18 protein-coding genes and 1 pseudogene are annotated in these 20,717 nt (G+C 68.0%); 12 read left to right on the forward strand and 7 right to left on the reverse strand.

Annotated features, from left to right (window positions below):
- The first annotated feature begins 159 nt into the window (after positions 1–159).
- Positions 160–1,362: a Gfo/Idh/MocA family protein gene (locus ACFQ50_RS08470; protein WP_377995079.1), complete on the forward strand. Its 1,203-nt coding sequence runs from the start codon at positions 160–162 to the stop codon at positions 1,360–1,362.
- Positions 1,363–1,388: 26 nt separating this feature from the next.
- Positions 1,389–2,408: a LacI family DNA-binding transcriptional regulator gene (locus ACFQ50_RS08475; protein WP_377995080.1), complete on the forward strand. Its 1,020-nt coding sequence runs from the start codon at positions 1,389–1,391 to the stop codon at positions 2,406–2,408.
- Positions 2,409–2,423: 15 nt separating this feature from the next.
- Here the strand turns inward: ACFQ50_RS08475 and ACFQ50_RS08480 are convergent, their stop codons facing one another.
- From ACFQ50_RS08480 to acs, 5 genes are all read right to left on the reverse strand, one after another.
- Complete coding sequence (locus ACFQ50_RS08480; RefSeq protein ID WP_377995081.1) at positions 2,424–3,206, reverse strand: DeoR/GlpR family DNA-binding transcription regulator; 783 nt, start codon at positions 3,204–3,206, stop codon at positions 2,424–2,426.
- A 44-nt stretch (positions 3,207–3,250) separates the two neighbouring features.
- A complete protein-coding gene (locus ACFQ50_RS08485) occupies positions 3,251–4,162 on the reverse strand; it encodes a carbohydrate ABC transporter permease (RefSeq protein WP_377995082.1) in 912 nt (303 codons plus the stop codon).
- The gene (locus tag ACFQ50_RS08490) at positions 4,159–5,130 is read right to left on the reverse strand and encodes a carbohydrate ABC transporter permease (RefSeq protein ID WP_377995083.1); all 972 of its coding nucleotides are present in this window, start codon (positions 5,128–5,130) and stop codon (positions 4,159–4,161) included. Before ACFQ50_RS08490 ends, ACFQ50_RS08485 begins: the two co-directional genes overlap by 4 nt.
- Positions 5,131–5,146: 16 nt before the next feature.
- On the reverse strand, positions 5,147–6,457 hold the full coding sequence (locus ACFQ50_RS08495) for an ABC transporter substrate-binding protein (protein WP_377995084.1): 1,311 nt from the start codon (positions 6,455–6,457) through the stop codon (positions 5,147–5,149).
- A 184-nt stretch (positions 6,458–6,641) separates the two neighbouring features.
- Positions 6,642–8,639: an acetate--CoA ligase gene (gene acs / locus ACFQ50_RS08500; protein WP_377995122.1), complete on the reverse strand. Its 1,998-nt coding sequence runs from the start codon at positions 8,637–8,639 to the stop codon at positions 6,642–6,644.
- Between the two features lie 403 nt (positions 8,640–9,042).
- On the opposite strand from acs, the gene ACFQ50_RS08505 reads away from it, so the two are divergent.
- The 3 genes from ACFQ50_RS08505 (at position 9,043) to ACFQ50_RS08515 (ending at position 12,314) form a co-directional block, all read left to right on the forward strand.
- Positions 9,043–10,671, forward strand: coding sequence for a hypothetical protein (locus ACFQ50_RS08505; RefSeq protein WP_377995085.1), 1,629 nt, complete (start codon positions 9,043–9,045; stop codon positions 10,669–10,671).
- 144 nt (positions 10,672–10,815) lie between these two features.
- A complete protein-coding gene (gene nth, locus ACFQ50_RS08510; RefSeq protein WP_377995123.1) occupies positions 10,816–11,640 on the forward strand; it encodes an endonuclease III in 825 nt (274 codons plus the stop codon).
- A complete protein-coding gene (locus ACFQ50_RS08515; RefSeq protein ID WP_377995086.1) occupies positions 11,637–12,314 on the forward strand; it encodes an NUDIX hydrolase in 678 nt (225 codons plus the stop codon). Before nth ends, ACFQ50_RS08515 begins: the two co-directional genes overlap by 4 nt.
- Positions 12,315–12,341: 27 nt before the next feature.
- Here the strand turns inward: ACFQ50_RS08515 and ACFQ50_RS08520 are convergent, their stop codons facing one another.
- The gene (locus ACFQ50_RS08520; protein ID WP_377995087.1) at positions 12,342–12,533 is read right to left on the reverse strand and encodes a YegP family protein; all 192 of its coding nucleotides are present in this window, start codon (positions 12,531–12,533) and stop codon (positions 12,342–12,344) included.
- A 246-nt stretch (positions 12,534–12,779) separates the two neighbouring features.
- A complete protein-coding gene (locus ACFQ50_RS08525; RefSeq protein WP_377995088.1) occupies positions 12,780–14,564 on the reverse strand; it encodes a bifunctional 3'-5' exonuclease/DNA polymerase in 1,785 nt (594 codons plus the stop codon).
- 198 nt (positions 14,565–14,762) lie between these two features.
- On the opposite strand from ACFQ50_RS08525, the gene ssd reads away from it, so the two are divergent.
- From ssd to ACFQ50_RS08560, 7 genes and pseudogenes are all read left to right on the forward strand, one after another.
- Positions 14,763–15,962 (forward strand): septum site-determining protein Ssd, encoded by a 1,200-nt coding sequence (gene ssd / locus ACFQ50_RS08530; RefSeq protein WP_377995089.1) that lies wholly within the window; start codon positions 14,763–14,765, stop codon positions 15,960–15,962.
- A gap of 161 nt (positions 15,963–16,123) precedes the next feature.
- Positions 16,124–17,236: pseudogene (locus tag ACFQ50_RS08535) on the forward strand (TadA family conjugal transfer-associated ATPase); the annotation flags it as partial.
- Between the two features lie 317 nt (positions 17,237–17,553).
- Positions 17,554–18,360, forward strand: a complete 807-nt coding sequence (locus tag ACFQ50_RS08540; RefSeq protein ID WP_377995090.1) for a hypothetical protein — start codon at positions 17,554–17,556, stop codon at positions 18,358–18,360.
- A 70-nt stretch (positions 18,361–18,430) separates the two neighbouring features.
- Positions 18,431–19,045 (forward strand): type II secretion system F family protein, encoded by a 615-nt coding sequence (locus tag ACFQ50_RS08545; RefSeq protein ID WP_377995091.1) that lies wholly within the window; start codon positions 18,431–18,433, stop codon positions 19,043–19,045.
- Positions 19,046–19,390: 345 nt separating this feature from the next.
- Positions 19,391–19,678: a DUF4244 domain-containing protein gene (locus tag ACFQ50_RS08550; protein ID WP_377995092.1), complete on the forward strand. Its 288-nt coding sequence runs from the start codon at positions 19,391–19,393 to the stop codon at positions 19,676–19,678.
- Positions 19,679–19,812: 134 nt separating this feature from the next.
- On the forward strand, positions 19,813–20,238 hold the full coding sequence (locus ACFQ50_RS08555; protein ID WP_377995093.1) for a TadE family type IV pilus minor pilin: 426 nt from the start codon (positions 19,813–19,815) through the stop codon (positions 20,236–20,238).
- Positions 20,235–20,630: an Rv3654c family TadE-like protein gene (locus tag ACFQ50_RS08560; protein ID WP_377995094.1), complete on the forward strand. Its 396-nt coding sequence runs from the start codon at positions 20,235–20,237 to the stop codon at positions 20,628–20,630. Before ACFQ50_RS08555 ends, ACFQ50_RS08560 begins: the two co-directional genes overlap by 4 nt.
- Positions 20,631–20,717: the final 87 nt, after the last annotated feature.

Raw genomic sequence — 20,717 nt, forward strand, 5'->3', positions numbered from 1 at the left:
AGTAGATCTACGAGTGCAAGGAATATTTCCGTGGAATTACAGGGTAAATTTTCTCCAACGTTGCAGGCGTTGACTCGAGTAGATTCAGGTGCAAGACTGTGGCGCAAACATGTGTGCGCGCCGAAAAGCGGTGCCGCCGGATCCTGAAAGGCAGGAACAATGGCGTTTTCAATCGGAGTAGTAGGCGTGGGGCAATTCGGTGGCCAGTTCGCCCATCTCTTCAACCTGCACCCCGGGGTCAGCGAGGTCTTCGTGGTGGACGAGCGGGGCGACCGTGCGGCCGAGGCAGTTGAGCTGTACGACCTGGCCGGCAGCATCGGCAGCTTCGATGAGCTGCTGGCGTCCGACGTCGATGCCGTTGCCATCTTCACGCAGCGGTGGACCCACGGGCCGCTCGTGGAGCGGGCCCTCCGCGCCGGAAAGCATGTCTACTCGGCCGTACCCATGGCCGTCACCGAGGAAGAGATCGCGAGGATCATCGACGCCGTCCGGGAAACCCGCAACGTCTACATGATGGGTGAAACCAGCTACTACAACCCGGCCACGGTCTACGCGCGGGAGCAGCACGCGGCAGGCCGGTTCGGCAGGGTGTTCTACTCCGAGGGCGACTACGTCCACGACATGGACCTGGGCTTCTACGACGCCTACCAGTACAGCGGCGGCGAGCGCTGGAAGGAAACCGCCAGCTACCCGCCCATGCTGTACCCGACCCACGCGATCGGCGGGGTCCTTGGTGCCCTGCCGGCGCACGCCGTCAGCGTCAGCTGCGTCGGTGTGAAGGACGACCGCCAGGACGGGGTGTTCGACAAGGACATCAGCATGTTCGGGAACGACTTCTCCAACGCCACGGCCCTCTTTGAACTGAACGACGGCGGTGCCATGCGGACCAACGAAATGCGCCGGGTGGGCTACCCCTCGCATATCCGTGAATCCCGCTTCCGCTTCTTCGGCACCGAGGCCAGCTTCGAGCAGCTGGCCAAGGTGACGGTGTGGCAGGACAAGGCCGACGTGCACGACATCTCCGAACAGGTGGAGTCCCGGCCCAGCATGGCCCTGGACGATCCCTCGCTCGCCAACGTGGCGCCTGAACTCCGGGACGCCTTCGTGTCCGGCCTGGCTCCCGTGCATGACAGCGACAGGCTGCCGGAGGAGTTCCGCGGCGCCCCCAACGGACACGAGGGCAGCCACCACTTCCTCGTGGACGACTTTGTCACGGCGGTGAACACGGGGTCGCTGCCGCCCGTCAACGCCTGGACGGCCGCGCGCTTCACCCTGCCCGGCATCGTGGCCCACGAATCGGCCCGGCGGAACGGCGAACGCCTCCCCATCCGCGACTTTGGGGATGCTCCGTCCGCGCTCTAGCCCGGGCTGTGGCTAGCATGGACACTATGACCATTCCGGCAGTGCCCACCCCGCGGACGCAGGTGACCCGCAAGGATGTTGCCCGTTACGCCGGGGTGAGCACCGCCGTCGTCAGCTACGTGGTGAACGGCGGGCCGAAGAAGGTGGCGCCCGCCACCGAGGCGAAAGTCCAGGAGGCCATCCGGCAGCTGGGCTACCGCCCCAACGCGGCTGCGCGGGCCCTGAAACTGGGGTCCAGCGAAACGATCGGTTTGGTCATTCCGGACAACAGCAACCCTTTTTTCTCCATGCTCGCCCATGCTGTGGAGGACGCTGCGGGGGCCCTTGGGTACGCCCTGGTGCTGACGAACTCGGACGGCAACCTGGCCAAGGAGCGCCGGAACATCCGGAACCTGGCCGCCCGGCAGGTGGACGGCGTGGTACTGGCCAGCGTCCTGTTCGAGCCTGACCTGGCTGACCTGGAGACCGCGGAGATCCCGTCCGTGCTCCTGAGCCACAGCGGCAGTTCGGCCGGCGTCACCACGGTGGGCGTGGACCTGGCCAAAGGTGCCCGCACCGCCGTCGAGCATCTGATCGGGCACGGCCACACCAACATTGGACTGGCCATGGGCACCACCACCGGCAACGAAGCGGACGCCCGCGAAGAGGGCTGGCTGCAGGCGCTCAAGGGTGCCGGGCTGCCGGAAGGCCCCATTGCACGCAGCGCCTTCACCCGGGTTGGCGGCTACGCCGCCGGGCAGCGGTTCCTGGCGTCGGGCCACCGGCCCACCGCCATCTTCGCCAGCTCGGACATGCAGGCCATCGGCATCCTCCGCGCGCTCCACGAGGCCGGCCTGTCCGTCCCGGGGGACATCGCACTGGTTTCCTTCGACGGGTCAGAGGACGCCGAATACTCCTGGCCCACGCTGACCACAGTCGAGCAGCCCGTGCGGGACATGGCGGAGGCCGCCGTCCGGGCGCTGGTCGGAGCGGACCGCGGCGAGCCTGCGCAGCACCGCGTCTTTCCGACGAAACTCCTGGTCAGGCAGTCCTGCGGCTGCCCGTAGCGGGGCTGACGGGGACTACACGAGCCTGAGCCGGCCCACCCGGTCCCGGAGGATCCGCTGGGCGTCGGGGGACAGCCCGGAATCGCAGATCACCTCGTCGGCTTCCTCGAGTTTGGCGATCGTGCTGATTCCCTGGGTGCCCCACTTGGTGTGGTCCGCCAGGACCACCACCTTCCGGGAGGCTGCGATAAAGGCGCGGTTGGTTTCGGCCTCCAGGAGGTTCGGCGTGGTGTAGCCGGCGTCCGCGTCCATGCCGTGCACGCCGAGGAACAGCAGGTCCAGGTGCAGCTGGCTTAGCGCCGCCGTCGCGATGGGACCCACCAGGGCGTCCGACGGCGTGCGCTCGCCGCCGATGAGGATCACTGTTGAGGCGTGGCGACCGGAGCCCGTCGCGGAGGCGTGGTGGAAGAGGTCGGCGATCTTTACCGAGTTGGTCACCGCGGTGATCCGGGGGCCGTTGGCGAGTTCCTTGGCCAGCGCCCAGGTGGTGGTGCCCGCGCTCAGGGCCACCGCCATGCCCTCGTGAACCAGGGCGGCGGCCTCCAGGGCGATGGCGCGTTTCTGCGCGGTCAGCTGGGTGGACTTCAGCTCGAATCCGGGCTCGTGCGTGCTGGCATCCCCGGGCAGCTTGGCGCCGCCGTGGATCCGCTCCACCTGGCCGCTCTCCTCCAGCATCTCGATGTCGCGGCGGACCGTCATCAGGGACACGCCCAGCTGCTGGGCCAGGTCCGACACGCGGACCACCCGCTCGCGCCGGACGGCGTCCACTATGGACTGGTGGCGGGCCGCGGGAAGCATCGGGGTCCTTTCGCTGGATGAAACCTCGTACTGCCCATCATCGCCTAGCCCTTGCTGGAACCAAGAGTCAGGCCCGCAACAAACTGCCGCTGCAGGAGCAGATAGACCACCAGGGTGGGGATGACGGTGATGACCGCGCCGGCCGCCAGCAGGTTGTAGTTGTTCAGGAACTCGCCCTGGAGGTTGTTGATGGCCGTGGTGACGGGCAGCCGGTCGCCGCTCTGGATGAACAGCAGGGGCCAGAAGAAGTCGTTGTAGATGAAGATGACTTCCAGGGTGGCCAGGGCCGCGAAGGCCGGACGGCACAGCGGCATGATGATTTCCCGGTACTGGCGCCAGATGCCGGCTCCGTCCACGAGTGCGGCCTCGGTCAGGTCCGCGGAGAGCGCCTTCATGTAGTTGGACAGCACGAAGGTGCAGAACCCCATCTGGAACGCCATGTTCACGGCAATGACGATGATGTAGGTGTTAAGCATGTTGCCCGAATCGCTGAAGGAGTAGGGCACCTGGAAGTGCTTGGCCATCTCAAACAGCGGCGCCGCCAGCACCTGGGGCGGCAGCAGGTTCCCCGCGGTGAACATGATGAGCAGCGTGATATTGAACTTCCAGTTCACCCGGCTGACGGCGAACGCCATCATGGACGCGAGAAAGAGCACCAGCAGCACGGCCGGAACGCAGATGATCACCGAATTCCACAGGTATTTGGCGAAGCCGCCCTGGGACCACGCCTGGATGAAGTTGTCGAAGTTGAAGTCGCCGGCCACGCTGAAGTAGCCGTGCTCGTTGGTCGAGGCGATCGGCCGCAGCGCGGTGAAGACGGCCCAGAGCAGGGGGATCAGCCACATGACCGCCATGGCCGTGAGGAAGATGTGCGTCCCGTAATGCCGCTTCGGTTTGCTGCCGGAGCGTCCGGTTTTTCCGGTGGCGGTCGTGCCGGGGGAGACGGCGGCGCTCATGCCCTCTTCTCCTTGCCGAAGGTGCGGCTGAGATAGAACACGATGGGCACGAGGGAGATGACCAGCAGGACCACCGCAAGGGCGGAGCCGACGCCGATCACCTGTCCTTCGCCCACGAGGTTCTGGATCACCAGGGCGCTGAGGAGTTCCAGGCCGTTGGTGCCGCGGTTGATGACGTAGACGACGTCGAACGCCCGCAGGGACTCGATGATCGTGATGACGACGATGACGATGTTGATGGGCCGCATGGCCGGGAACACCACGCGGAAGAAGGTCTGCGCCGCGTTCGCCCCGTCGATCGCGGCGGCTTCCTTCAGGCTGGGGTCCACGCCTTTGAGGCCCGCCAGGTACAGCAGCATGACGTAGCCGGAGTGCCGCCACGTGGCGGCGATCATGGCCGCCCAGATGTTCACCGAGGAATCCCCGAACCAGTCAACGGCCTGCGGCGTTCCCGAGGTTCCGAGCAGGAAGTTCAGCAGGCCGTTGTCACGCTGGTAGAACAGCTGCCAGATGATGCCGATCAGTGCCAACGACAGCATTACGGGTGTGAAGAAGATGCTTTGGTAGATCCTGCTGCCGCGGATCTGCTGGTCCAGCAGCACCGCCAGGAGCAAGCCCAGCGGGGTGGCCACCAGGGCCAGGAAGGCCAGCCACAGCAGGTTGTGCTGGATGGCTGGCCAGAACGGCGGGTAATCCTGGGAGATGTACTGGTAGTTGTCCGCGCCTGCCGGCCGGATGTCGGTCAGGGCGAGGCCGTTCCAGCGGGTGAAGCTCAGCCCCACGGACATGAATGTCGGCAGCCACACAAACACCAGTTGGATGAGGGTGGGAATGCCCACCATAAGGGACAGGGCGGCCTTGTCCCGTTTGGAGAGCCGGCGGACCTTTCCGCCGCGGGCCCGCTTCGGCGGCGCCCCGGATGGTGCCCTGGACTCCGGCGGGACCAGGTCTCGTGCTGTTGCGCTCATGGGAGGCTCCCGGCCGCTATTGGGCCGCGTACAGTGACTTGGCCTGCGCCTCAAGATTCTTGACGTCCATCTTGCCGTCCTTGAGGAAGGTCTGCAGGGCCGGGATCATGACGTTGTTGGCCATGGCGGGCAGGGCGTCGCGGTCAAAGAACTGGCTGATGGACTTCGCCTGGGCGATGGTGTCAGCGCATTTCTTGTTCAGCGGCGTGAACTTGGAGGTGTCCGCGCCTTTGGCCGTGGCGATGTTGGAGGCGTCCACCGAGGCGTAGATGTCCTGGCCCTCGGGGGTGCCGATGAATTCCATGAACTGGTGCGCGGCCGCGTTCCCGCCGCCCTTGGTGGACAGCAGCAGCCCGTCGATGGGTGCCTCCACCGACTCGCGCCCCTCGGTGGCGATCTCCGGGAATGCGAAGAAATCGATGTCCTTCAGCACTGCGGGGTCGGTGAACTGCTGTGTGACGAACGAGCCGAGCAGGTACATGCCTGTCTTCTTGGCGGCCAGCGCCCTCGCCGCGTCCTGCCAGGTCTGGCCGAGCGCCGCAGGATCCTGGAAGGGGAGCAGCGCGGACCAGGTGTCGAAGACGTCTGTCACCTTCTTCTGGTCCCAGGTCTCCTTGTGGGCGCACAGGTCCACGTGGAACTGGTACCCGTTGAGGCGCATGTTGATGTAGTCGAACGTGCCCATGGCGGGCCAGCCGTCCTTGTCCGCGAAACCGATCGGGATGATGCCGTCTGCCTTCATCTTGGCCGCCAGGGCCTTGAGGGCATCGAAGGTTTCCGGCACCTCGTAACCCTTGTCGGCCCACACGCTCTTCCGGTAGAAGAAGCCCCACGGATAGTTGTAGTTGGGGACGAAGTACATCTTCCCGTCCGGCCCGGTGGAGGCCTTCTTCAGGGCGTCGGAGAAATTGCCGCCGATCTTGGCCCAGACGTCATCGACCGGTGCCAGGAGGCCCTTGCCCGCGTAGAACTGCATCCTGTAGCCGGCGAACCAGGTGAAGGCGTCGTCCGGCGAGCCCTGCAGGTAGGAATTGATCTTGTTCTGGAAGTCGTTGTGCGGCACCACGTTGGTGCTGACTGTTTTGCCTGTCTTCTTCGTGAAAGCGTCGGTGACCGCCTGGTACGCCTTCTTGGGAACTTCGTCGGAGGAGCCGGAGCCGAAGGTCAGGCCGGAGGATTCCGAGCCGCCGGCGGACGGTCCGCTGCCTCCGGTGCACGCCGCCAACAGTGGCACGCCGGCCATGCCGGCGGCACTGACGCCCATTGTTTTAAGGAATGTCCGCCGGGCTGGCCCGGCGCTTGTGGACGCTTCCGGATGTGGTGCCATGATCTCTCCCGGGGAAATGGAAGTGTGTGACATGTGTCACATATCACTGACTATAACCTCGCAAAAGGGAACAGGAAAGATCGCAAAATAACACGCGGGATTCCGACGGCGGGGCCCGGGGCAGCGCCGCACAAGGCAGGGCCCGCCCGGTGTTCCGGACGGGCCCTGCCTGGCTGTGATGCGTCTACTTCTTGAGCGATGCCGCGATCTGCTGCATGACCGTGTTGTCGGCGAGGGTGGTGGCGTCTCCGACGTCGCGTCCTTCGGCAACGTCCTTGAGGAGTCGGCGCATGATCTTGCCCGAGCGGGTCTTGGGCAGTTCGGGGACCACGAGGATGGTCTTGGGTTTGGCGATCGGTCCGATTTCCTTACCGACGTGGTTGCGCAGGTCCTGGACAATTTCGTCGCCGGAGTCCACGGCATCGCCGCGGAGGATGACGAACGCGACGACGGCCTGGCCGGTCGTTTCATCTGCGGCGCCTACGACGGCGGCCTCCGCCACAGCGGGGTGGCTGACCAGGGCGGACTCGATTTCCGTGGTGGAGAGCCTGTGCCCGGAGACATTCATGACATCGTCCACCCGCCCCAGGAGCCAGATGTCACCGTCCTCATCCTTCTTGGCGCCGTCCCCGGCGAAGTACATGGTTTCGAAGCGGGACCAGTAGGTGTCCTTGAACCGTTCGGGGTCGCCCCAGATGCCGCGGAGCATGGCCGGCCAGGGTTCGCGGATCACCAGGAAGCCGCCGTGCCCGTCGGGGACGGAGGCTCCGTTCTCGTCCACGACGTCCACGGCGATGCCGGGCAGGGGAACCTGCGCGGAGCCGGGCTTGGTCTCCGTGACGCCGGGCAGCGGGGCGATCATCTGGGCCCCGGTTTCGGTCTGCCACCAGGTGTCCACAATGGGTGCCTTGTTGCCGCCGATGACGTCGCGGTACCACATCCACGCCTCGGGGTTGATGGGTTCGCCCACGGAACCCAGGACCCGGATGGAGGACAGATCGTACTTGTCCGGGATGTCCCGTCCCCACTTCATGAACGTGCGGATCGCGGTGGGGGCGGTGTAAAGGATTGAGACCTTGTACTTCTCCACGATCTCCCACCAGCGGCCCTGGTGCGGGGAGTCCGGGGTGCCCTCGTACATGACCTGGGTGGCGCCGTTGATGAGCGGCGCGTAGGCGACGTAGGAGTGCCCGGTGACCCATCCGACGTCGGCCGTGCACCAGTACACGTCCGTCTCGGGGTGCAGGTCGAAGACGGCCTTGTGGGTGTAGGCGGTCTGGGTGAGGTAGCCGCCGGTGGTGTGCAGGATGCCCTTGGGCTTGCCGGTGGTCCCGGAGGTGTAGAGGATGAACAGCGGGTGTTCGGAGTCATGCCCGACGGCGGTGTGCTCGGCTGACGCTTCCCCGACGGTGTCCTCCCACCAGTGGTCCCGGCCCTCGTGCCAGTCCACGTCCTGGCCGTTGCGCTTGACCACCACGACGTTCTGCACGGTGTGCCCGTCCTGTTCGAGGGCGGCGTCGACCGCTGTTTTCAGGGCGCTGGGCTTGCCGCGCCGGTACGTGCCGTCCGCGGTGACCACGAGCTTGGCTTCGGCGTCCTCGATCCGGGACCGGAGCGCGTCGGCGGAGAAGCCGCCGAACACCACCGAATGCACGGCACCGATCCGGGCGCAGGCCAGCAGGGTGATGACGGCCTCGGGGATCATCGGAAGGTAGACGGCCACACGGTCGCCCTTGGCCACACCGAGGGATTCAAACGCGTTCGCTGCCTTCTTCACTTCCTCGGTCAGTTCCGCGTAGGTGTACGAGCGGGAATCGCCCGGCTCGCCCTCGAAGTAGATGGCCACCCGGTCGCCGAGGCCGTTCTCCACGTGCCGGTCCAGGGCGTTGTACGCGGCGTTGACCTCACCGCCGACAAACCACTTCGCGAACGGCGGGTTGGACCAGTCCAGCGCCTCGGTGAAGTCCTTGCTCCAGGTCAGCAACTCGCGGGCCTGGCTGGCCCAGAAAGCAGGCCGGTCGGCTGCCGCCTCGGCATAGGCCTCGGCGCCCACCACGGCGTTGGCGGCAAAGTCCTCGGAAGGGGCGAACTTGCGGTTCTCATGCAGCAGGTTTTCAAGAGCATCGCCCTGCTGGCTGGGGGTGGCAGCGGTGGCCGTCGAGCCGGGGGTGTCCTGGGACATGGTGAACCTCATCATTCATCGATCTTTGCTGCGCGGTGCGCCGGTCCCGGCCTTTGCCCGGCCGTGGCACGGCGGCGGGCAACGGCCCGTCGCGGACAAACCGCAAAGAGCTGTTCCGAAACCAGACTAGCGCCTCCGGCATGGGCGCGTGGGCCGCGTCACACGACGAGCCGTGAACGGTGCCCTTTTAGCGGTGAATGGTTCTTTGGGAGAGCTGTGTTGCTTCTGTGAGCGCGCCGCACTGCGGCCAGTCAGCTAGTGAAGCACCCTCCACTTGGCTAGGCTGAGATGGACTCGTGACAGTGGCCGGAGGCAGCCAGACCGCTTGTGGTCAGGCTCCGGCCGTAGGGCGGAATCACGCAGGGACGCCAGTCCGGGCGCCGCCACGCTAAGGAGAACAGAAATGAATCAGCAAAGCCAGGGCCAGCCGGGCCAGCAGGGCACGGCCCAGCAGGGCGCCGGCCGGGCACCGCACGGGGCGGAACCGTCCGGGCGGCCGGAAGCGCACAGTGCTGCGCCGACGTTCATGAAGCAGCAGGGCGTGCGGAATGAGGCCGTTGCTGGACCCTTCACCGTCCGTGACCTGACCGTCTTCGCGGCCACCCTGGTTCTCTTCATTGCGTCATTGATCCCGATGTTCGCCGTGCGCTACAACCTGTGGAACCTCGGAAGCCTCTTCTTCCTGGGACTGGGCGTGGTGCTGCCGCTCATCGTTGCCGCGCTGTTCGCCGCCCGCCGGCTTGCCCCCGACACGCGGGTCCGCATCGGATCCCTCTCCGTGGACCAGTTCGGTTCGGTGGTTGCCTCGTTTGCTGTCGGCTTCTTCTTCCTGTCTGTCGCCGGCGCCTACACGCCCAGCCTGCTCGTGGCGCTGATCGGTTCCCTCGTGCTGCTGGCTGCCACGGTGCTGGCCCGTTACATCCCGTTCTTCGCCGGCGACTTCCTGGACCGCACCGAGGTGCCGGCCCACATCATGGCGCGTGACTCGGCCGTTCCGGTGCGCAAGCCCAAAGCACCCAAGGAGCCCAAGCCTGCCGCCGCCGCGCCGGGTGCCCCTTCCACAGGTTCCACCGGTGCTTCGATCGGAGCAACCTCGGCGGGTGCCGCTTCGGCTGCGGGCACTGATTCCCGCCGTCCAGTTTCCGCTGGTGCCAGTTCCCATGGTGCGACGGCGGTCGGCCAGCCGGGCCACGGTGCAGCCCAAACCGGGGTCTCCGGCGCCGGAACATCTGGCGCTGCAGCTGCCGGTTCCGGAATCGCCGGTGCAGCACCGGCGACTGGTATTTGGCCCGCCGCCAACGCGGCCAGCAGCGCCGCTGCCTCGCCGGAAACGGGACCTGCCGCCGTCGTGCCGTCTCCGCCGACTGGCGGCGCCGCCGCCGCGCAGACGGGCACACTGCCGTCAACCAAGGCAGCTGACGCCGGCGCGCAGCCGGCAACGGCGGAGGCCGAGCAGACCCAGGTGAACGCAGCCCCGGCCGCCCCGGCGGCCAGCGCAGCGCCAGCCGGCTCAGGAGCGGCGGGCGCCAAAGCCCCGGCAGCTGAAGCCCCGGCTGCTGCGGCAGGCGCGGAGGAGCCCGCAGCGGAAGCCCCGGACGCCAAAGCCCCGGCAGGGGCGGCAGGCGCGGAGGAGCCGGCAGCGGAAGCCCCCGTCGCGCAGGGCAAGTCGGACGTAACTGCACGTGACGCCGCGGAGGAGACGGCCCGGACGGCCTCTGCCACGCCTGCCACCGCCGTTCACCCAAGGGTGGAACTGCCGGAGCAGGCGAGGTCGCAGGAACCGATCGGTGCCACCGTCGACCCCGCAAGCCGGCCGGAGGAGTCTGAGCAGGAGCAGGTCCACGAAGCCTTCTGGTTCGCCGTTGCACAGCACCGCACCGCCGTTGACGAGCGCACCGGCGCGCCGCTGTTCGGGATCGAGCCCGGTGGCTGGGTACTGGCCCTCGAGGACCGCGGCGACGAGTTCCTGGTCCAGCACACGGACGGCCGGGTGGGCGTCCTGCGCGACCTCAGCAACATCGAGCGCGGCTAGCCGGCCGCCGTGGCCGATTCAGCTTCGCGCCGGCGCGGCACGCCGGGCATCCCTGTGGCCGCTGCTCCGGCGGAGGTTTCCGCGGAGATTCCAGGGGGCGCCATCCCCACCGGGTCTCCCGCAGAGACCCTCCCTGGCGATGCCATCCCCGCCGAAAGCGGGCCGGCGGCCACCCCGCCGGCCCGTTCCGGCGAGTCGCCCCTGGCCCTGAAACGCCGCGCCCGGAGGATTGATCGGGCCCTCGCCGAGCAGTACCCGTACGCCCACGCCGAGCTCGACTTCCGGAACCCCTTCGAGCTGCTCGTGGCCACCGTGCTCTCCGCCCAGACCACGGACGTGACGGTCAACCTGATCACGCCGCTGCTCTTCACCCGATACCCGGACGCCCGCGCCATGGCGGAAGCCGACACCGAGGAGCTCGAAGCCATCATCAAGCCGACCGGGTTTTTCCGCGCCAAGACGAGGAACCTCCTCGCGCTGGCGAACCGGGTGGTGGATGAGTACGACGGCGTGGTACCAGGGCGGCTGGAGGATCTGGTGACACTTCCCGGCGTCGGACGGAAAACCGCGAACGTGGTGCTGGGCAATGCATTCGGGATTCCCGGCATCACGGTGGACACCCACTTCGGCCGCCTGGCGCGGCGCTTCGGCTGGACGGAATCGGACGACCCCGTCCGGATCGAGTCCGACGTCGCGGAGCTGTTTGAGCCCCGGGACTGGACCATGCTCTCCCACCGGGTGGTGTTCCACGGCCGGCGCGTGTGCCATTCCCGCAAGCCGGCCTGCGGTGCCTGCGCCGTCGCCAACTGGTGCCCCAGCTTCGGCTCGGGCGAGACGAACCCGGCCAAGGCCGCGAAGCTGCTGAAGTACGAACTGGCGCCCGGAAACGAGGAGCTCCTGGCGAAGCTGCTGGCAGAGACGCACCGCGCCGCCGAGATCCGGATGGAATCGCAGCGGAGGACGCAATGACAGCACGCCAGGATCTGGTGGACCTCGTCGATTCTATCCGGGCGGGTACAGGTCCGGATAGAAATCCATACTGGCGCAAGCTCACCGTCGACGAGTCCGTCGCTCGCAAAGCGGCCGTCCTGATCCTCTTCGGAGCCCTGGACGATGTGCCCGCAGTCTCCGGCAAGCCGCTCGTGGCCGCCGACCTGGACGTTCTGCTCCTGGAACGCGCCCACACCCTGGATGACCATCCCGGACAGGTGGCCTTTCCCGGCGGCGGCATCCACGTGGGTGAGACTCCGGTGGAGGCCGCGCTTCGGGAAGCGGAGGAGGAGACCGGCCTGGACCCTTCCGGCGTCGAAGTGCTGGGTGCCCTGCCGGAACTGGCCCTGCCGCGCGGAAACTTTCTGGTGACCCCTGTCCTGGCCTGGTGGGCCGCGCCGTCGCCCGTCCGGGTGGTGGACTACGGCGAGTCCGCCCAGGTCTTCCGGGTGCCGGTCCGCGATCTGCTGGACCCCGAAAACCGCACGATGGCCGCCGTGACCCGCATGAACCAGACGTTCCAGAGCCCGGCGTTCACCGTGAACAGCCTGGTGGTCTGGGGCTTTACGGGCATGATCCTGAACGAACTGTTCGACCAGCTGGCCTGGGCCGTTCCCTGGGACCGGACCAGGCTTCACCCGCTGGACCTCTAGGCGGCGCTGCTGGCTATTCCGCCAGCGTCAGTGCTGCGATTTCCGCAGATCCACCACCAGGCCGGTGGCGGCGTTTTCGCGCAGTGCGTTGATGCCCGCCACTACTCCCGAAACGCTCTTGAACCGCGGCGACTCTGCCACGATGTTTCCGTCCCCATCCATGAGACGGAATTTGTAAGTCTGATCGCTATCCTGGTGAACTTCGAACTTGCCCGCCATTGGCGTGGAAACCCCCTGCTGATGCTTCGTCGCACGTGCCGGGCCAACTTATTGCCACTGCCCGGCCACCAATGACCTTAGTGGCCCACGCCACACGAAGCCAACTACTCACCGGTACATTACTCAGTACAACCCTGTATTCCGTCTGGGGTCTATGTGACTTTTGTTTACCGTCGGCAGAGGCTATTGTCCCGGCCCCAGCGTGTCAAAGTGCCCCGTTTCAGTTCGGCCGGCTCTGCGGCGGGGCTACTTTGCGTTGTCGTAGGAATCGACGACGGCGATGCTCACCGGAAACTCGACCGGAATGGGCCCGAAGAGCAGCTCCTTGGCGGCGTAGGCGGCTTCCTCGATGGCGCGGATGCAGGCGTCCACGGCGGAATCAGGGGCATGGACCATCACCTCGTCATGCAGGAAAAATACGAGTTCCCCGGTTGCTGAACCGTCGGCACGCATGGTGCGCAGCCGCCGTCGTAATTCCGCCAGCCAGCAGGCAGCCCAGTCCGCAGCTGAACCCTGGACGACGAAGTTCCGGGTGAAACGACCGCGGGAACGGGCGATGGCGTCCGCCCGGCGTTGCTCCTCCGCCGAAGTGGAACGCTGGCTGCGGAACCACATTTCCGACGGCGGCGGGCTGCTGCGTCCCAGGCGGGAAGTGACGGTCCTGCCGGCTTCGCCGTCGCGGGCGGCGCGTTCGACGAAGCCCACAGCGCGCGGGTAGGTCCTGGCCAGCTGCGGCATCAGGCGGCCCGCTTCGCCGGACGTGGCACCGTACATTGCGCCGAGCAGGGCCATTTTTGCCTTGCTACGGTCGCCGCCGAATCCCTTGGCGGCGATCCCCGCGTAGAGATCCTGGTCCCGGGCGGCCTCGGCCATGACCGAATCCTGCGCGAGAGCGGCCAGGACACGCGGTTCCAGCTGGGACGCGTCGGCCACGATGAGCTTGTGCCCGGGGTCGGCGTGAACGGCACCGCGGACCTGGCGGGGGATCTGAAGTGCTCCGCCGCCGCGCGACGCCCAGCGGCCCGACACGACCCCGCCCACCACGTACTCGGGCCGGAACCTCCCGTTCCGCACCCAGGCGTCAAGCCACGCCCAGCCGTTGGCTGTGTGGAGTCGCGACAATTTCTTGTACTCCAGCAGGGGTTCGATGGCCGGGTGGCTGGACTCCTTCAGCTCCCATTTCCGCGTGGACTTCACCTCGATGCCGTTGCGGTGCAGGGCGCGCATGAGCTCCTGCGGTGAGTCCGGATTCAAGGCCGGCGCATTCAGCAGGCCCCGGAGCTCAGTGTTCAGGGCCTCGAGTTTGGCGGGACGGTGCCCCAGCGGCGGCCGCGTGCCCAGATGATCGGCCAGGATCCGCTCGTGCAGTTCTTCGCGCCAGGGCACGCCGGCATGCTGCATCTCGGCCGCCACGAGGGCGCTGGCCGACTCTGCGGCGAGGAGGAGCTGGAGCCGCTGCCGCCGGTTGTTGTCGCCCGTGGCGGTTGCTCCTGTGGCGGCTGCTCCTGCGGCGGCTGCCAGGGCGCCCTGCTGGGCCGCGTATTCGGCGCGCAGCTCGGCAAGGGTCTGGCGCGGTTGGGGTGCCGCGGCCGGATCGTCGAAGAGTGCGCCCTGGTCGGCGGGCGGAGGGGGCGGCTGGAGCAGCCGCGGCGGCTGCAGATCGTCGTCCTGCGTCAGCTTCTCGGCATTCCGGGCGTACGGGGTGTGGGCTGTGAACTCGGAATGGGCCAGGATGGCGCCACACAAGGAGAGGTCATAGCAGCGTTCCACGTCGACGCCCGCCGCCAGCAGGGGCAGGTACCAGTCCTGGGTGCGGTGCCAGATCCAGCGCGGGCGCCGCTTCTCGAGTTCGCGGACGACGGCGGCCAGTCCGGGTCCGTCGCCGGGTGCTCCGGGCTGGCTGCCGGGTTGGGTGGCTGGCGGAGCCGCGCTGACGATCCTTGGTTCGGGATTGTCGGGGTGGGGGAGGCCTGCCGCCGTGAGCTCCTGTATGGCTGCGCCGTTGGGGTGGGCGGCGAGCAACAGATACATATGTCCAATTCTGCCCTGCCGCCGAGGTGTTCGGCGTCGCCACCAGCGCCCTGTGGCCCACTGGTTCGTCCGGGTGGAGGTGCCGCTCCTGTCCTCCACAGCGGGCAGGGCTTGCTTTTCCGGGAGCCGGGCGGCCGGTTTTCCACATAGGCCCATTAGTCTCTGACGGGCGGCCGGACCTTCGGGCACAGTTGCTGCATGAGCAGGCACCACGCCCGGAACCGGCGACTCCCACCAGACCCGGATGGCGCGCTGCCGGATGCTGCCGTGCCTGAAGTCCAGCGCGGGCCAGCTCCGGCGAGGCCTCCGACCTCTTCTGAAGCCGGACCCTGGGTCCCCGACGGCGGCGGCGACGTTCTGCTCGTCACGGGCTTCGAATATCTGCGGGGCGAGGTCGAACGGATTGTCGCGGCGGCCGGCGGACGGCTCCGGGTGGTGGACGATGTGGCGGAGGCGGCACCATTCTGGGATTCCGCAGCCGACGTGCTGGTCGGCAGCGATGTCCGTGAACTGCCGCCCCGGCGCCGCGCGCCAGCCGTTCTCGTGGGCCTGAGCGGGGAAGGGGATACGCTCTGGCACCTGGGCGCTGCCTTGGGTGCACAACGCGTCGCCGTTCTTCCCGACGCCGCCGCCTGGTTGGCGGAGTATCTCAGCCGGTCACGTTCACCGGAGGCCGGAGGCCTGGTGCTCGGTGTTACCGGCGGCTGCGGAGGGGCAGGTGCCACCACCGCGGCGGCGTGGCTCGCGCAGGCAGCCGCTGAACTCGGTGCACGGGTCCTGCTCGTGGACGCCGATCCCTGGGGCGGCGGCCTGGAACTTGCCCTCGCTGCGGAGGAATCCCCGGGGCTCCGCTGGCCGGACCTCGCCGATGCCAGTGGCAGCATTGACCCGCAGCAGCTCGCGGACGCCTTGCCCGTCGCCGGCGGGTTCTCGTTTCTGTCCTGGCCTGGAAGCAGGGAACGGCCACCCCTCGTGGACCCGGTCACCGTGGGAGGCGTCCTCGACGCCGCCAGACGGGGATACGAAGTGGTGATCGTCGATATCGGCCGCAGCGCCGAGCCGCTGCGGACGTTCGCATGGGACTGCGACCGCCTCCTGGTTGTCGTCCCCGCCCAACTGAAGGCTGCAGTTGCCGCCGCCCGGCTGCTGCAGGAGCTTCCGCCCGTCGAATCCGCCCTGGTCATCAGGGGAAACGCCGGCGTGGCGTTGGACGCTGCGCTCGTCGCCGAATCCGTGGGACTCCCTCTGCACGGCGTGATGCCCAAGGTGCGGGGCACAGCCTCGGCCACCGAACTGGGCCGCCTGCTCGACCATGGCCGGCGGAAGTCTGTCCGGCGCTTCGCTTCCTCAGTGCTTGGCTTTCTGGCCAGCGATCTGCAGGCCGGGGACCTCCGGTGAGCGATCATCTGGTGGGCCCCGGGGCCGATACCGGCCGCCGCGCCGCAGCAGGGACCCCTGGTGCACCCGCTTCCCGTGCCGCGCTCGCGGAGACTGCCGGCAGGCGGCGAGCGGCCCGCGTCCTGGACGCTGGGCTTCTTGAGACGGTCCGTGAGTCGGTCATGGCGGAAGCGGGGCCGGTTACCCCGTCGCGGGTGGCAGCCGCAGTCCAGGCCACCGGGAAGCTGTTGGGCACGGCCGGTTCCCTCGCCGCCGCTGAGCGCATCAGTGCCGAGCTCAACGGGCTCGGGCCGCTGCAGCACCTGGTCCGGGACCCGTCGGTCACGGACATTTTCGTGAACGCCCCGGACTCCGTTTGGCTGGACAGGGGACGCGGCATCGAACGGACATCCGTGACCTTCGCGGGGGAGACCCAGCTAAGGGCCCTTGCCGCCAGGCTGGTGGCATCGGGCGGCAGGCGGCTGGACGACGGATCGCCGTGCGTGGATGTGCGGCTCGAGGGTGGTTACCGGGTCCATGCCGTCCTGCCGCCTATCTCAGCCTCGGGCACGCTGCTTAGTATCAGGATCCGGCGCGAACAGGTCTTCACCATGGATGAACTCCGGGACGGGGGCATGTTCGGGCCACTGGTTCAGGGTGTTCTGGAGCGCATGGTGGAGCGGAGGCTGAGCTTCCTGGTCAGCGGAGCCACCGGTTCCGGGAAGACCACGCTTCTTTCTACACTGCTGGGGCTCTGTCATCCGGGGGAGCGGCTGGTTCTGATCGAGGACGCCTCGGAGCTGAACCCGGTACACCCGCACGTGGTTTCGCTGGAATCGCGGCACGGGAACCTCGAGGGAGGCGGGGCCGTAGACCTTGGAGAACTCGTCCGCCAGGCCCTCCGGATGCGGCCGGACCGGCTGATCGTGGGGGAGTGCCGCGGTTCCGAAGTGCGCGAACTCCTGACGGCCATGAACACCGGGCACACCGGAGGCGGGGGCACCATCCACGCCAATGCCGCAGGCGCGGTTCCGGCCAGGCTCACCGCACTCGGGGCCTTGGCCGGACTTGGACAGGATGCGGTCCGCCTGCAGGTGGCAAGCGCCCTTGATGTGGTGGTGCACGTTGCCCGGTCGAGGCACGGACGCTATGTCGCCTGCATCGGCATCCTGACGGAGCGGCACGGTGGCCTAGACGTCGCCGTGGCGTTGGACGTCTCAGGCGGCAGGCCGGTCCCCGGGCCGGCGTGGGAGGTGCTTGCCCGGCGACTGGCCCTCGATCCGGGCCTGGCCCTGGACACAGGCTCTCTCCCCGATGCCGGCCACGCAGGCGACCCCATCCCTGTCCGCGACTCGGCCATGCCCGGGTCAGGCCGCGATTACGGCCCCGTCCGCAACTCGGGCCTGCCCGGGCCAGCCCGCGACCTCATGCCCGTCCGCGACTCCGGCTTGGCCGGATCAGCCGGCCATTCCGGCCCCGTCCGCGACTCCGGCCTGCCCGGGCCAGCGGCTGGAAGGCCAGAGCCGTTGCCCCCGGACGCGGCCGCAGGGCCAACGGGACAGGACGGTCCGGAGATCATGGGTGAAAAACGCGGAGCCCGCAGGGCGGCAGCATGACCGCCGTGTTTGTCGGTGCACTGGCGCTAGCCGCGTGGCTGATCCTGAGCCCTGCGCGCGGGCCACTCCGGCGAGCACGCAGTGCCCTCGGCCCGAGCGGTTTAGCGGCTGGCGGCCGTGTTGCCCGGAACGGCCGGCCTGCCGTTCCCGGCGGAGGCAGGTTTGTCCTCGCCCGGGGTCGCCGCAAGGCAGCCTTCGTGTCCCTGACGGTTGTGGTTCAGCAACTGGCCGCCCTGTTGAAGGGCGGCCGTTCACCTTCACGGCTGTGGGACGAACTGTGGCAGCTCTACGTGGAGCGGGGCTCCGCAGATGACGACCCCCGCCGGCCGCGGCTCAGCCCCGGATCGGCGGCTGTCCTGTCAGCCGCCCGTGGAGCCGCCCTGCGGGGAGGCCCGGTAGCCGAGGCAATACGGTCGGCGTGTTCGTCTTCGCGACATGGCGACGGCGGCCGTGAGCTGCGGATCTGGGCTGAACTGGCCGCCTGCTTCGAGATAGCGGCCGCCAGCGGCTGTCCGCTGGCTGATGTCCTGACTCGCTTTGCGGCCCAGTTGGAGGTTGAAGATGATGCTGAAGCGGCCCGGCAGACTGCGCTCGCCGGACCGAAGGCAACGGTCGCACTGCTGACCTGGCTCCCGTTGCTGGGACTGGGTCTGGGTGTCTGCCTCGGCGTGGACCCGCTGGCGATGTTGCTGGGCACACCGTTCGGCGTGGCTGCCCTGGTCGCGGGCATCGGACTGACCGTCGCCGGCCGCATCTGGTCCGCAAGGCTCGTGCAGGCAGCGGCTGGCGCGGCTGTGCCATGAACTCGCGCCAACGGAGCCCCGCCATGAAGACCCGACCGCCGGGTTCCCTCCGCGTGAACAGACCAGGCCAATGAGTGGATCGGTCTTGGCTGCTGCCCTCATCTCCCTGGCGCTGGCGGCCGCCGCAGGCCTCGCCTTTAGTGGAACCGCTCACGCCAGATCAGTGCTCCTCCGCCGGAGCGGCTTGGCGGCGGGCAGCGGCAATGCGGATGGGTACGATCGCTCCCTGAGCGGCGCGGAGCAGTCACCGGGGTTGCGGGATACCGCCATGATGCTTGAGCTGATTGCCGCCATGCTCCACGCAGGTGCGGGTATCGGACGAGCCTTGGAACTGGTGGCTAATGCGGCCTCACCCGAGTACGGTCGCGCCCTCCGGCCAGTCGTGGGAGCCATGGCCATCGGTGCCGACTGGGAGACGGCCTGGCGCAGTTCGGACGTTCGGTCGCCGGAAATACTTGCCCTCCGGGACGCGTTGGGCTTCGCCGCGCTGACCGGTGCGCCGTCGTCATCCATCCTTTATGCCCAGGCCGCCAGAATGAGGCGCGAACGCTTCCGGGCCGCGGAGAAGCGCGCGGCCTCCCTCGGAGTCAAGCTGGTGGTTCCGCTGGGGCTTTGTTCGCTGCCCGCCTTCATCTGTCTGGGAGTCGTTCCTGTACTGCTTGCCCTGATTCCTTCAGGCAGCTGAGATCCTTCGGCACGTGAGATCCTTTCGGCACGTGAGATCCTTTCGGCAGCTGACATCCCTCAAGCAGCCGCATTCTCTCGGCCCCACAAGCCCGGTCGGCGTGCATGGCTGTCCCGCAGGCTTTCTCGGGCTGCCTGCATTTCCCCTTCCGTACGGCCGCACATTCTGCTTTGGCGTAGGGCCCACTTTCCGCGCGGCCGCCGCGGATACACCGGCACTTCCCCTCCACATACGGCCGGTCTGGCTGCTTTTCCACTTAGCGAAGTTCAGGCCTTACCGGTCCCGGTGGCGGACGGGAGAGTCGACTACACCGGCAATCCGCCGGAACTCAAGAAAGGAAAATTCATGTCCCTCAACTACCAAACTCCGGGTGAAGCCGCCCGGCCCTTGCGCCGGGACTCCGACGAAGCCGATGTGCTGGAGATCTACCCTGGCGCCAGCACCGCGCCGCGGGTGAAGCCACGGCCACGCAGGCGTCTCATGGCTTCGGAAGCGGGTATGGCCACCGCCGAATACGCCATCGCCACGCTGGCGGCGGTGGGCTTCGCCGGGCTCCTGGTGTTCATCCTGCGCAGCGACGAAGTCCGTGGCTTCCTCCTCAACCTGATCCGTACGGCGCTGGCCCTGCCGTGAAACCCGCTCCGCAGACCTTTGCGGCCGGACTTGAGTCCTGCCGGCAGCAGAGGCACCCATCCGGAGAAGAGGCCGGCCGCGGTCAGGGGAAGGTCCGCGGCGCCGAGTGCGGGCACGGGACGAGCCGTGGCGCTGTGACCGCTGAATTTGCGGTCGCTCTTCCGGCTGTCCTGCTGCTTCTGGCGATGCTGCTGGCGGGGTCTGCGGCGGGAATCACCCAACTGCGGCTGGAGGACGCGGCGCGGGCGGGTGCCAGGGCACTCGCCAGGGGTGAGGACCCAGCCGCCGTCGACGGTATTGTCCGGAAGCTGGCTGGCCCGTCGGCCTCATCGGCCGTGGTGCCGGCTGGTGAATGGATGAGCGTCACCGTGTCGGACCGGGCGGCTGGGCCTCTGGGACGCATGATGCCCTGGACGCTGACCGCCAGGGCGGAGGCACGCAGCGAAACGGCATCATCTGCGCCGGCTCCGGGAACGGAGCACCCGGAGCACCCGGCGCGACCGACGCGGCCGGCACTGGTGGGGCACGCATACGGCACTACTGCCGGGTGGCCCCTGTGAGCCGGCGGTGCAGACAGCCCTTCGGCCAGCGCAGAAATCCGGTATCCGGTGTCGAGTCCGAACGCGGATCGGGCACTGTGCTGGCCGCGGGGCTCGGCATGGTGGTTGTGATGGTCATGGCCCTGCTCCTCCTGCTGGCGCAGGCGTCCGCGGCGGCGTCCAGGGCCGCCGCCGCGGCCGACCTCGCAGCGTTGGCCGCGGCTGACGCGCTCCGTGGCGTTTCAGCGGGGGAGCCCTGCGTCGTGGCCGCCGCGGTGGCTGCCCGCCATAAAGCAACGCTCGTCACCTGCACCGCAGGAGGCGACCAGTCCGTCGAAGTCAGCACGGAGCTGCCTGCGGGGCCGCTCCTGGGTGTCGCCACCGGCCGTGCCAGGGCGGGGCCGCCGCCCTAGCCTTCGCGAAGCTCCCAGAGTGCACGGGGCTCCAAAATTGCGCGGGCTCAAAAGAGCACCGGGCGTGGGCGGCATCACAGCTTCTCA

This window comes from Arthrobacter sp. NPDC056493, from assembly GCF_042795115.1.
Classification (GTDB): Bacteria; Actinomycetota; Actinomycetes; order Actinomycetales; family Micrococcaceae; genus Arthrobacter.